The organism is Pseudomonas sp. Irchel s3a10 (assembly GCF_900187525.1).
GTDB lineage: Bacteria > Pseudomonadota > Gammaproteobacteria > Pseudomonadales > Pseudomonadaceae > Aquipseudomonas > Aquipseudomonas koreensis_G.
Map to the genome: position 1 here is coordinate 63,181 of NZ_FYDR01000013.1, position 13,083 is coordinate 76,263.

Below are 13,083 nucleotides of genomic sequence, written 5' to 3' on the forward strand. Positions count from 1 at the left end.
TAGAGGAAAATCGCCTCAAAGACCTACCTTTGGTCATTTTTAGTACAATACGCAATCCCTCGTTCTTGGGACCCCTAGCGGTAGCTTTGTCCAAAACGTTTATTTTCTAGCTCCCTCCTCGTATCTAGATTCTCCAAATTCCCCCCTTCTTCGAAAAAAAATTATTTTTTTTGAAAAAAACCGCTTTCGATCGATTTTTTGGGTCGTATCTGCGTCCTTCGTCGTTGCTCAATCAGCTCTGCTGACCTGAATGGGGCGGGTGAATCGCTCGCCAGAAGGGTACGCATCGGTTGCCGGACAGTCTCCAGGTTGCGGGTTAATGGCGCGAGGTTGGGGAGGGGCGCTTATCGGATGCAGTGATGCTTAGGTTTAGGGTGCTCCCGTTGGTCTGATATTTCCCGCAAGAATTGACCGGAAGGCTTTCAAAAAGTTAACTGTATATTCGTACAGTATTGGAAGTCGTGCGTCATGAATTACTCAATTATAGGTCCGATCAGTGAGGGCGGCTCGAAGGTGCCGCTATGTCTCTTCCGCGTCCCGGCCGGCTTCCCCTCGCCTGCTGCGGATCACATCGAAGCGCAGATATCGCTAGATGAGGTGCTGAATATTCGTGCGCCACACGTCTACCTAGTGTCACTCGCCGGTGAAAGCATGCAAGGCGCCGGGATCTATGAGGGAGACCTGGCCATTGTCGATCGCTCCATTGAGCCGGCCCACGGCCACATCGTCATTGCGTTGTTGAACAATGAACCTATCTGCAAGCGCCTATGCCTTCGCGGTAGGGAAGTCATCCTGATGTCAGAAAACCCCAAGTATCCGCCACGCTACGTCCTTGAAGGTGACGAACTGGCGATCTGGGGTGTGGTCACAAGCAGCGTGCGCAGCCATGTCTAAAGCGCTGCCGGTATTCGGCCTGATCGATTGCAACAGCTTCTACGCCAGTTGCGAGCGGGTGTTTCGACCGGACCTGGCCAAAGTACCCATCGTGGTGCTGTCGAACAACGACGGCTGCGTCATCGCCCGGAGTTACGACGCCAAGCCCTACGTGAAAATGGGCGAGCCGTATTTTCAGATCAAGCCCAAGCTCAGGCAGCACGGCATCGTCCCGTTCTCCTCGAACTACGCGCTGTATGGCGACATGAGCGAACGTGTCATGACCCTGATCGAGTCGATGGTGCCGGCCGTCGAGGTGTACAGCATTGACGAAGCGTTCGTCGACCTCACCGGCATCAGTGGCTTGGATGGCCTCGGGCGCAAAATCCGTAGTCAAGTACTGCGTTGTACCGGTATTCCCGTCGGTGTCGGCATTGCGCACACGAAGACCTTGGCCAAGTTGGCCAATCACACCGCCAAGCGCCTGCAGGCGCAAACGGGTGGCGTCGTGAACATCTGTGATCCGGTCAAGCGCGACTGGGTACTGCGTAATACCGACGTGGCGGAGGTATGGGGAGTAGGACGGCGCATGAAAGTGCACCTCGACGAAATGGGGATCAAGACCGCCATGGATCTGGCCAAAGCAGACCCGCGGACGTTGAGAAAAAAATTCAGTGTGGTGATCGAAAAAACTGCCCGGGAATTGGCCGGCACACCATGCCTGGAGCTGGACGAGCCAGACGCGCCCAAACAGGAGATCTGCTGCAGCCGGATGTTCGGAAAAAGGCTGAAAGAGCTGCCGCCGATCAAGGAGGCAGTGGCAACCTACATGATGCGGGCCTCGGAAAAGCTCCGGGCGCAGAAGTCATTTTGCAAGAAGGTCAGGGTCAGCATCCGCACCGGAATGTTCAACCCCGATGAGGCCAAATACGCGAATGGTGTCGTGGTGGATCTGCCTTACCCAACGGACGACGTTCGGCTGCTAACGACGGCGGCCGTCGATGCTCTTGATCGCGTGTTCCGCCCTGGTTTCAGTTACAGCAAGGCGGAAGTTTTACTGCTGAATCTCTGCCAGCCGGGTGAATACACGGACGATCTGTTCGCCATTTCTCAGCCCTCTGAGGCAACAAGAGTTATGGCGGTATTGGACGAAATTAACGGACGATGGGGCAGGGGGACGCTCCGGGCCGCTAGCGTGCCGAGCAATCCAAGCTGGGGGATGCGCCAGGAGATGATGAGCCAAAGCTACACGACACGGCTGGATCAGCTATGGACCATCAACTGTCAGTAGTTCACGGTCCGTATAGGGCCCAAGCGGATATTCCAGATAACAAGGTCTGCAGCGGGTGGAATCGCTTCAGCTAACGCTCTCACACCGGCGCCGAAAAGAGAGCTTTGATAGGCGAAGCGACTAGGCTAGCTGATATACTGCCGCGTTTGATACCTATGTGCTGATTCCCATGGGGCGGGGCTCGTCCCTGGAGCACCTTTCAAGTAGTTCACGCTAATCACAGAATCACCTGTACTTATCTTCAAAGGCGAAATAAATGTCCTCAGCTAGCGCTGCACGTTGCCACGAAGCTTCCGAGCTTGAGTCCACTCCGCCGATGCAGTCCGTTATTGTTGATAGTGAGCAACCGGAAGTCATCAGCTTGTTCTGCGGCGCCGGTGGCCTAGATTGGGGATTCCACCAAGAAGGTTTTCATATTCCCTTGGCAATTGACATTTCCGCAGCCGCAGTACGCACACATAAGGCTAATTTCCCACAAACACACAGCGTTGCAGGGGATCTTATCGAATTGCAGCCCGAAGGTGTGCATGAGCTTGTTTCAGAAAGGGTAGGTAGTGGAGCGCGAATTGGTTTGATTGGAGGTCCACCGTGTCAAGGTTTTTCAAGAGCCAATACTACATCTCAAGCTGACGACCCGAGGAATCAACTTCCTCGTCTCTACTTGGACATTGTGAAAAGACTTCAAAAAGACTACACAGTTGAATTTGTGGTCTTGGAAAATGTACTGGGTATTAGAGACAAAAAGCATGCTGAAACTTATAAGGCATTGGTGGATGGACTGATCGGCCTAGGTTTTGACGTTACAGAGAAAGAACTCTGTGCTCTCAATTTTGGTGTTCCTCAAAATCGTCGTCGAGTTATTCTTTCTGCTATGCGCATGGGGCAGGGTTATTTGCCCGTAAAACCTTTAGAGAAGAACGGATTGAAAACAGTTAGAGAGGCTATTTCTCACCTTGCGGAACCTGTCTTCTTTAACAGAACTCTTACACCTTCAGATATACCAGTCCATCCGAATCACTGGACGATGCAGCCGAAATCAGCTCGGTTTTTAAACCCGGAGTCGAACTATCCAGAGGGAAGAAGTTTTAAGCGTTTAGCTTGGGATAAAGCAAGTCCTACCGTCGCATTTGGGAATAGAGAAATACATGTTCATCCAGACGGTAAGCGACGTTTGAGTATATTTGAAGCAATGATACTTCAAGGGTTTCCTACTAGCTTTGTATTGAAAGGAAATCTCTCTGAGCAAGTTGAGCAGGTTTCTAATGCTGTACCACCACCGTTAGCACAAAGCGTAGCTGCCGCGGTTAAGCTTTCTCTGAATCCAGTTAACCGCGGTAGTGACTGAAGTCTGCTAAAGTGAGACTACTAATGGGCGTTGGCTGTGTTTAGCTAGCCACTCGCACCAGCCATTTATATCGAATCGCGCCCCCTCTAGCAATTTGACAGTACCGCTGATGGCCTTCTGCCGAATTTCCTCATCCTCAGCTATTGCCTTATCTAGGTCCTGAATCTTAATTGCTTGGCGCGCTACTTTTGTTGCACGCCGTGGTTCTAGGTCTGGTATGACAAAAGAACCACCAGTCATAGGTAAAAAAACTCGCATGGGATCTGGTGTTACTCGGAAGGCAAGTGCCAACATATCCGCTTGTTCACCATAAACTCGGTACGAATAGACGCTTGCAAGTTCAACATTCGCGGGCAGTGACGGCTGACCGTGAAAAAACTGAAGTAGGTATTTGCCTAGGCCAACTGTGTAAAGTTTGAGAAAACGCTCATCATGTATATCCCAGCAAGATAATAGATCTTCAGTAAAGCGATCTTCATCTAAAGATAGGCATTCTGCCAAAGCTGCACCGAAGCCGCTGTTGCTAATGGATAAATTTTCATTAATGGCTTGTTGGAAATGAGCGCCTGGAGCTCCGATTAAATCCGGTTGTACTCTTGTTGTGATGAAAAGAAGCCAAGGGGATTTAGCTCTTAGCTGATGGGTCAGCAGGTGCTGAAGTGCATCAAACATGCTTTGAGGTCGGCCCTTTGGGCTATACGCAAGATGATCGCACGCATCAATATTTATGATGTCAAATGGCGGCCGCTTTCCGAGCTCAAGAGATGCCTGAGACGCGGTGTTTGCAATATCCTCTAGCCGATCAGACAATACAACGGCATCCGACGTAATGCGCCCCGCCTGCCTAAGTGCCGACTCTGCAGTAACCCATGGTGCATCTGACGGATCGTTTGCTCCTTCGGCTTCTTCATCTGGGAATGCAGAGTTGAATCCAAAGTACTGAATTTTTACCCCTAATGGTTCGCAGATATTTGAGAGAGTCTGAACGTCGAAAAGATCTGCCCCAGGAAGCGTAAAATAAGTCAATGCATCAGAAGCATTTGCTTGAGGGCGCGCCTGAATGAACCTTTCAGTTAAAGCTGCCCATTGATGAGAGCGGACGATCTGCTTAACCGGGTGGTGCCAAGGGCTATAGTCACGACGATGAAAGCGATTTAAAGTTGCTTGGTCATCAATTGCTTCATCTTCTTCTCCATAAATATCTTCAAAATTTTCTTCTTCGGTTTCGAACGCGGTTCCTGGAATTGCATTGAGTTCAGTCATTTGATATTTGCCGCGTAGAAGACTTTGAAAATTGCATCGATAATGTCTTGCTGTTCGTCATAAGGGCGGTCATCTAACATTCCATATGCGTCGAGGACACGCATAAGAGCTTTAGCTTGTGCTTCCTTATCTTTTCGTTCTGCTGCAGGCATTACCCCAGTGAGGGAGGGTATATCTTCTCGAACAATCGTCATAAATCCGTCTGAACGAGATTTTTCTGCACTTGCTTTATCTTGAGCAACGGTAATTTCTGGAAGTGGATCACCAATACGGCGTGAATTCCATATCGTTTCAGAGTGCACGGTCAATGCGTCGCGGACCAGCTCTGCTTGAACTTCATTTTTTTCAATTCGTGCTCGCTTGCTAAGGTCTTTATGTTTATTCGTTAGTTGACGAATTGATTTGTGTAGCCATTGGCTTACCAATTGCACATGAGGATGTGCAAAATTAAATGACTCTCGGTCTATGTTTAGTGCTGCATCCAGCCCGCTTCGAATGAAAAGCTCTGTCGTTATCTGTCTAAGTCGCGTCTGTTCGGAGACTTGATATTTGAAGAAGGTTGTATCAAAAACTCCGCTGCTTGCGCCTCTAATTCTAACAAGCGCGCCGTTGTTTTCCTTTGGAACAATTTTAGAGTTCCAGAATAAGTACGCTTCAAGTGATAGTTTTCCGCCCCGGACATCGCTTTTTACGCTCGCTAGGTTTGGTGCGTAGCGTCCAACAAATAGCATAGGGTTGTTAGCTTTTTTTGTATCGTTTGATGGGTGTTTGAATCTAATAGGTCGTTTTAATTCAAATCCGTCTATCGTTACCTTGAATCCACCGCTTGGAGATATTTTTCCTTCGGAAAGTTCAGGGTGGCCTGGGATTTGCTCTTTAACAGCATCACGAACAGTCTGGCCGGGGTTTAATTTTACCTCCACGGCTTGTCCGCGATTTTCATTTGAAAGCCAATAGATACTTACGCCAGAATCAGCCGTAAGTTCAAATGGGTGCTTTTCAACATACTCGACCGGCACCGAAAGTGATAGCGTCCATAAAGTCTCTAAATATGTATCAAGAGTACTCGCGAGATCAGGCCTTTCAGTGCGACTAGATTCCTTCTCGATAGCGTCAATCAAAAACGACATTCTTGAGCTGGCAGGGACGTCGGGTTCCCAAGGAAATTTTGGAATGTTTGTAAGGACTGTGGGGTCGCTTCTCTTTTTTGGGAGGCTTTCAATCCAGCCAGAATGATATTTTGGAACTTCCACTCTGATACTTTGCGCTGTTTCCAAGTCGCCTGCAGCTAATGCAGTTTCTTTTTCTTCAAGCGCTCTCCAGCGATCGGCACTCCGCAACATGTCTCTGACGCGAGGCTTTAATGTATCAAGTATAATGTCAGTGCCGTGAGCTGCTAAATCTTCAACAAATTCGCGAGTTATTAGTACCTCACCGTTTACAAAATTATCATCCTCATCGCGAGAGCTTTCGTCGTCAGAGTCTTCAGAGTAGGCGCGAACTTTTACCTCTGCTATTAAGCGATAATTCTCATTGGCAACTTTTGTGACAATTCGGAATCTGCGTGCAAGCTGACTAATAGAAAAAAGACCGATACCTATTTTCCCTATGAGTAGTCGTCCACCAGGAGTTTTTTCGCTATCTAACTTGTCCGTTACGCCTAATTCTTGTCCGATCTCTGTACGTTTTGCGCTTCCGCCAATCGAATGAAGCAAGCGGGCCAGCGTCGCGTACGACATCCCTGCACCGTCGTCTCTGATATACATGCGGGAAAAACGAGGAGCATCGGTAATGATTTCTACGTTATTAGCATCAGCATCCCAAGCATTTGATATGAGCTCCCGGAGGGCGGACGCTGGTTGGCGGTAAATTCCGTCAGTGACACGTGCAATTACACGCTCGCTGGCCTTCAGTCTTGTGCGAACGATTTGCCCTTCGTTCTCTTTTTCGCTCAGCCATTTGCTCAGATCCTCGCCCTTATCGATAAGGGGAATGAGATCTTCGCTTGAAGGCGAGACCAAGGGGGTGAAATCCGTATCCTGAATCATTCTTATCCTTCATCGCTGCTGAACAGCCGTATTTCGTTGAGTAAAACACACTTTTTTTAACGTTGCACAGTGCACAAGCAGACCCGATTCTCCCTCAGCGCGTTCGTCCTCTGCATTAGTGAACGATCCAATGGCCATCATTCGCGGAGCGCGGGCCATGTACAGGTTTGGTGGGAGATTGGGGGGAGCGTTCTGTGAACCGATTAGGGCAAATTTAGGGCAGATTTGGGGCCGCAATAGACCGCAAAGCGCCGAGCTACTGAGCGAAAATGGTTATAAATTATGGCCTCTGACGGTCTGTAGTGACGCCGGAAGGGGTTCGAATCTCTATCCAGGTGGTTTGGTTACGTTCGATGGCGCGCCAGACCTGGCAACTCCGGTCACAGTTGCACATTGAATCCACGCAGACCCACGTTGTTGGCGAAACGTCCCACGGCTGTCAGGCTGGCCCTAATTCATAACAATAATTGATCTACCACTGTACCCTCCATCGACCTCCATTGGTGCAACCATTGCAATGCTGGAAGCTGCGCCAATCATCTCGGCCCTCGAGTTTTTGAATTCCTTTTTGTGCCTGAATAGCCTTAGGAGTGGGGCGCCAAGATTTATGGTTGCATTCGCCCGTTACGACCAGTTTGTCGGAACCTCCATTCTTTCTAATTTTTTTATAGAATCTAAGCTCGCCATCTTCTGCCGGTTTGTGAACCGCTTCGACCTCAGCGTCATCCGCACTGCCCCCCTGATCACCCTCATTTAATTGAGAATATAAACTCAGAATCTTGCTTTTGAGTCTGGCAATTTCAGCATTTGCCTCGCTCAGTTGGTCGTAAAGATCGCTATTCTCGTCAATTATCGTATTAAGTTCTTTTTCTTGCTCTTCAGCGTTAGCGGCACTTAAGCGCTGTCTTAATTCTTGATTCGAGATTTCACGTAGTGTTTTAGGATGTGACAATGATAGTGATGAAGTTTCTAATACGACCTCTCTTATCATTGCCAGAAACTTATTTAGACCAGATGCATCTTCACCGTATTCTTTTATAAGTCTGCCCGCAGTCCAGACAGAGGTATGAAGATCATCCGTTGTTAAAGGCCAATAAAGTCTAACTGCACCTAAATAACAGGAGTGTGATTTCCCCAATTCATCCGTTAGTGCCCACGAGCCATCCTCATCTACACTCGCTACGTGTGCTACACCCACGAGGTCATTAGCAAGCTTATCGGCAAGATTCGTCCAAGGGCGATTGTCAGGATCGTCCGACACAACTAAAATAGGAAACTTCCGCTCTCTATCTAGTAAGCTTACACTCAGATCGTACCCTCCAATTTCCCCTGACGCGTCGATCAGCGTGGCGTGAGGAACTGTATCGCCGCCTAACTTCCAATCGCCAAAAGCCTCGACAATATCTCTGATGATCTTTGGGCAGCGGGGGTAAACATTGAGGGGCGCAATTACCTCAGATAGTCTCTTGACGGAAAGTGCGCAATAAATCACAACTTCACAATCAATCACCCCAACTTTCAACGTGGTAGCGAATGCGTGCTTTCCTTTAACAATGTCGATGAGCAAGAATTCACGAAGGTGGCCGATGTCATTTTTTGTTATTGTTTGCGTAAAGTGGCCGCTAGCGCCCTGTCGCTTACTGGAAAAAGTTCCTTTTTCTGAAGATGTATTCGCAGCGCCTTTCTCAATTAACCAAAGGTCGATCAGTTCGTTGACGGCGGAATACCGTTCAATAGTTTCTGCGACGCCATCAAGCTTCGACGTGAAGTAATACTTAGCCAACTCCTGCATACTAAATCTCCAGATTCAAACGTGAGAAATTTGTTTTGCCAGTGTTTTGACATTACTGCAATTTCGATATGATTGTCTACTAGCCGTCCACAGTCTCACTAAGAAAGAAAAGCTTGCTATTTGCAATAGCTATCAGTAGCGGAGCGGGGTTGTAAAGCTGCAATCGGATGACCGCCGGGTGGATTTGTATCCGGCTGCGTATGGAAGTGATGCTCTATGATTTTGTATAACTTCCCCTAGAACGCTTGTAATGCTAGGTGGATGGCACTGCAAAATCGTCACTGCAGATGCTCTGATCGTACTGTTGCGTTAAGAGAATGCTGTGGCTGCAACAATCGACGCGATCACCACATGACAATCAGATATCAACGTAAAGTGCGTCGCAGTTGTTGCCGCAGAAGGAGAGATTTGAGCTCAAAAGCGTCAGAGACGGAGAAAATCACATGCCATTGAATCTACCCCTTGTTCCTTCCTTTGAGCCTGGCCAACCCCTGTTTAATGTGGCCCGCGTTTTCGCCTATCGCCCACAATGCACCACGAACGTTCTCTCCGACTTCAGTGAAACCTTGCTGTTCAACATGAAGCGTCAGCTCCATTAGGGCCGCTTCCAGACTGAGCTGATTTTGGTAGATCCTCTCCAGCACGTCCGATAACGAATATTCGTCAGCCACAGCATCGACTCCTTTGATAAAAGGGAAAGCATAGTACCGGTACTGCCCTTCGTGGGCGGTGGATGCTGCATGCTTAGAAATTGCTACAAAGCATTGTGTCTTTCAGTGTTTGGCAAGGCTGGCCGGGGTGCAGACGAGGGGCTACGCCCAATCCATCATCGGGGCAACGGAGAAGCGGCGGGAGAGTGGGGCGGGTGTGGCGGAGATAGGGGACATTGGCGGTTCTGGATTGGGTGAGGCTGGGAGGTGGGGAGTTTATCAGGAATGGGGGAGGACGGGTTTGGAGGCTGGTGGAGATCTGTCCTCCGAAACAATTTGTTCAGTAACGGTTGATGCTTGGTAGTAAATCGATCTGATCCCTTTTTCGCTGATCAGTCACATTTGAAAACGCCCCTGACGTTTTGAAATGAGGACAAAGCGGCCCGAAAAGTTCGGGCAGTAATTCAGACCGCTTGTTCCATTTCATATATTTACTATTGCTGAAGGTGGTTTTTGGAGGGTAATGGCATTTCTATTCGTGAGCTTCGCCTGCGCTGCTCATATCTCGGCGTCCAAAGTGGCTAAATCGTCGCCAAAGGGCACGCTGATATACAGAGTCCCATCTTCCATCGGCCACGGACAGATCTGTACTGTCCAGAGGAGCCGTTCGACATGTTTGCTTAGCTCAAAGATATTGTCGAGGGTGAGCTCGTTTTCAACGTCGTATAGATTGCGCAAGTCGCGACCGAATAACTCCAACCATCGAGCCAATTCAAACGCCTCCAAATCACTAGGCAGTGAGGATCCAGGGAAGACATCATGCGCAGATAAACCCTCCCTGTGCCCTAGCCATTCTGCCGCATGGGTTAGAACAAATGCTATTCGCGGAAGCGCTATGTTCAGTAATGCATCCATATCGCTATTCTTTCTATAAGCCAGCCGAGCAGCCCTAATAGATTTTTGCGCTGCAATATAACTATCCTTCACCAATTCAGCATAACGGTTACCTGCGCTAGGGTCTGAAAATGCACTTTGACGCGCGCAAAAAAAGCTACTTGGTATAGTTGATATGCTAGAAATTAATAGTTTTTTCACCGGGTCGATTATTTCGCTGGAAGTTTGTTTTATTTTTGATTCGTAGCGAGTTATGTGTGCAAGTTCTGACAGCAAAGTTAGCAGCAGGTGGATTGCGGGTAACCGGTCTTCGTCACTATCTGAAAGTAGGTTATAAGCAACAGTAGCATCAATGACGATATGGTGTTTCGGCTTGCTGTTGCGGATTACTGGAACGATTTTTGCGACTGCTCTGCCATATTCCCGAGGCTGGCTTTCGCTTGCCTTAGAATTTTTATTCTCACGGATTATGCTTGTCAGTGCGGCCGGGTAGTCTAATGCGAAAGTTATTCCGTCCAGAATGGAAATTGGAATACCATTGCCTACTTCGTGGGTAATTGTCTTTATAATCTCAGCAAGTCTCAAAGCTATGTCTGAGTTTCCGAAATCTTTGAGTGTTAATAAAAATGACGCTGGTGAACTATTTTCAGTTCCGTAATAGACGGGTTCAAACGGAGTAAAGCTTTCTTTGTTTTCGGAGGATAGATTAAATCCTAATAGCGCCTCATTGACGCTGGCATTAATGGAGTCAGCGGATCTTTGGCCAATCAAATGTGTTAGGCCTATCCCGTCTTCTGATCGATGTGATATAAAAAAACGGTCACTACAAGCGGCACTTGCCGCATTCAGAGATTTTACGTCAATTGGTTTTTTTGTCCCTTTTTTTCCGATCAATAGTCGATTATGAGCCAGCGGAAGTATTACCAACTCGATATTTGTTTTGCTGGTTAACAGCAGGGGTGTAAATTCTTGTCCTTCCTCCCGAGCAAGTACAACGCAGTCAGAGAGTACTGCTCCCGTTACCTCTTGGGTCGACCAGTTGAGCTTAGATAATCTTTCCTCCCATTGAGTCTGGTCACGAGTTTCTAGAGCGTTATTATGCGCGTCACGCACATGGTCTGATATTTTGGTTGAGGATATTTCTATTTGTTGTGCTATCAATGGCGCTGACTCATCAAAAAAAGTATTGAAGTTCTCGCGAGCCAGAAAAGAAACGATCCGATATGCGAGGGGGCGAGGGATCGACAACGAGTCAATTGGGGAGTTTTCTAAAGTGTCTTCGATTATTTTCGTAAAATTAGTTGCGTCGACCAAGTTATCTAGGTTTATAAGGTTACGGGCTAATTCTGGATCAGTAAATAAGCGGCCCGCTGCATCGATGATCTTTGCCATGCCTTGCTCGAACAGAGATCTTACGTGAGCAGTCCTCAGCATAAGATGCGTCGTTAAGCGTGCTGCAATTTTAGGTTCAATAGGGATGTTTGTTGGTGCAGATTTTAACGCTAAAAAATCAATTAATAATCCACCTTCAATTTCGGTAATCAAGTCATCTAGAGTTTTTTTCCCATCTGCACGGATCTTAGAGTAGAAGTTTTCGCGCACCCCTATATCTCTGGTTCCTACTAGTCGAGCTTCGCTCTCGCGTCGGTGTAGCCAAGTTAATTTGGTTGTTTGATCCCGGTCGTCTAGAAAACCACGCTGTAGAAATTGAGGAATGTAATGTTGACGTCTTCCAGCCATGGTTTTCTCCCATTTTCAATTTGGTGGTCCTAGTATAGGTGTTACAGGATTTTCCAGTCGGAAAGAAAAAAAGTTTAGATATCCCTCGGATTCATTCGCTGCGGCCGGAAAAATCTTGCTTAGAAAAAGGTGACAGATTTATTTAACAATCTTCTACGTCGTGGGAACCGGAAGTAATGGCTTCGGGGCCGTGTCTGGGCATTGGACAACTAGTGGGATCGGTGATGCGTGCGGCTGGCTTTGCCATGTTTGACTCCCTGTCAACGAATGAACCGGTGCCGACTCTATCAGACTTGTTTGGACTCGTGCCTTGGTACAGCGCCTTCAATTTAAACGGTTGAGATTCAGTCTGTTTAAGATGAGGTTGTCCGTACTACCTCAGCCCTACACCACCTTGCGCCTCCCCCTACACCTAAGACAGAATCCGCCGGCTTGTACGTCTAGACCGTGGGTTCTATCGTTCTCGGGTCACTGAAAACCAGTGACCGGGTTTGGTAGCCCGCGTGTTAGATGTACAGCGTCACCATCACCGATCGTATTTGCGATCGGGGTTTATGGTGGTCATGTACAGGGCGTCTTCGGGCGCGCCGGCTCCTAACACCCGGTCTACCAACCTGTTCATGGCCGCCACCCTTCGTTTGGTAGCGAAAGGGTGAAGCCTTCACTAAAAGTGTTAGGAGTTTCATCCATGATCAAACCAACACCCAACCCACCCGAATCCAACCCCGCATCCCCCTACGAATCCCTCGATTCCCGCAAACTCCACGAAGCCGCCGAGCGCGCCCTCGATCACTACCTCACCCCAACCAGCCAGATCATGGCCAGCGGTGATCAAACCAAACCGATGTTCCTCGCCAACCCGGCCTACGACACTGAATCCCTGCTCGCGAACGCCAGTGAGTCACTGGGTTCCGCCACGACCATGCTCAACGACTTCGCCGCGTTGCTGGATGTCTCGCACCGCAAGACGCTGCTGGGCATTGCGCAGGTGGTGATGTTGGGGGAGTTGGCGGTGAATCAGGCGTTGGATAACGTCGAGCTCAAGGCGTAGAGCGCTGTCCTCCGTGGCGAGCGGCGAGGTCGTGGTCGCGGAGGGCTTTCTGTCGATGCGCAAAACAACCGTCCAAAATGGCGGTTTTCAGCCTGTTTCTGCAGCAATAGCCATGTGCCACAAAAAATGATGGCAA

At 48.7% G+C, this 13,083-nt stretch carries 9 protein-coding genes; 4 read left to right on the forward strand and 5 right to left on the reverse strand.

The genetic code is table 11. From position 1 onward, the window contains the following. Positions 1-468 precede the first annotated feature (468 nt). From CKW11_RS25730 to CKW11_RS25740, 3 genes are all read left to right on the forward strand, one after another. Positions 469-894, forward strand: coding sequence for a LexA family transcriptional regulator (locus CKW11_RS25730; protein ID WP_095139933.1), 426 nt, complete (start codon positions 469-471; stop codon positions 892-894). Next, positions 887-2,164 (forward strand): translesion error-prone DNA polymerase V subunit UmuC, encoded by a 1,278-nt coding sequence (umuC, locus tag CKW11_RS25735; RefSeq protein WP_095139934.1) that lies wholly within the window; start codon positions 887-889, stop codon positions 2,162-2,164. The genes CKW11_RS25730 and umuC overlap by 8 nt, the downstream gene beginning before the upstream one ends. Before the next feature lie 256 nt (positions 2,165-2,420). Beyond that, a complete protein-coding gene (locus tag CKW11_RS25740; protein ID WP_204895926.1) occupies positions 2,421-3,509 on the forward strand; it encodes a DNA cytosine methyltransferase in 1,089 nt (362 codons plus the stop codon). 6 nt (positions 3,510-3,515) lie between these two features. On the opposite strand, the gene CKW11_RS28455 is transcribed toward CKW11_RS25740, so the two are convergent. The 5 genes from CKW11_RS28455 to CKW11_RS28460 all read right to left on the reverse strand — a co-directional run bounded on the left by CKW11_RS28455 (position 3,516) and on the right by CKW11_RS28460 (position 11,896). Beyond that, positions 3,516-4,772, reverse strand: coding sequence for a hypothetical protein (locus tag CKW11_RS28455; RefSeq protein ID WP_143500115.1), 1,257 nt, complete (start codon positions 4,770-4,772; stop codon positions 3,516-3,518). Beyond that, complete coding sequence (locus tag CKW11_RS25745; protein WP_095139936.1) at positions 4,769-6,820, reverse strand: ATP-binding protein; 2,052 nt, start codon at positions 6,818-6,820, stop codon at positions 4,769-4,771. The genes CKW11_RS28455 and CKW11_RS25745 overlap by 4 nt, the downstream gene beginning before the upstream one ends. Before the next feature lie 472 nt (positions 6,821-7,292). Continuing rightward, the gene (locus tag CKW11_RS25750; RefSeq protein WP_095139937.1) at positions 7,293-8,612 is read right to left on the reverse strand and encodes a hypothetical protein; all 1,320 of its coding nucleotides are present in this window, start codon (positions 8,610-8,612) and stop codon (positions 7,293-7,295) included. 455 nt (positions 8,613-9,067) lie between these two features. Continuing rightward, positions 9,068-9,283 carry a hypothetical protein gene (locus CKW11_RS25755; RefSeq protein ID WP_095139938.1) on the reverse strand — a complete coding sequence of 72 codons (216 nt, stop codon included), beginning with the start codon at positions 9,281-9,283 and terminating at the stop codon, positions 9,068-9,070. Positions 9,284-9,820: 537 nt separating this feature from the next. Beyond that, complete coding sequence (locus tag CKW11_RS28460) at positions 9,821-11,896, reverse strand: DUF4238 domain-containing protein (RefSeq protein WP_143500117.1); 2,076 nt, start codon at positions 11,894-11,896, stop codon at positions 9,821-9,823. A 688-nt stretch (positions 11,897-12,584) separates the two neighbouring features. Between CKW11_RS28460 and CKW11_RS25770 the strand changes: the two genes are divergently transcribed. After that, positions 12,585-12,947, forward strand: a complete 363-nt coding sequence (locus tag CKW11_RS25770; RefSeq protein ID WP_095139940.1) for a DUF6124 family protein — start codon at positions 12,585-12,587, stop codon at positions 12,945-12,947. Positions 12,948-13,083: the final 136 nt, after the last annotated feature.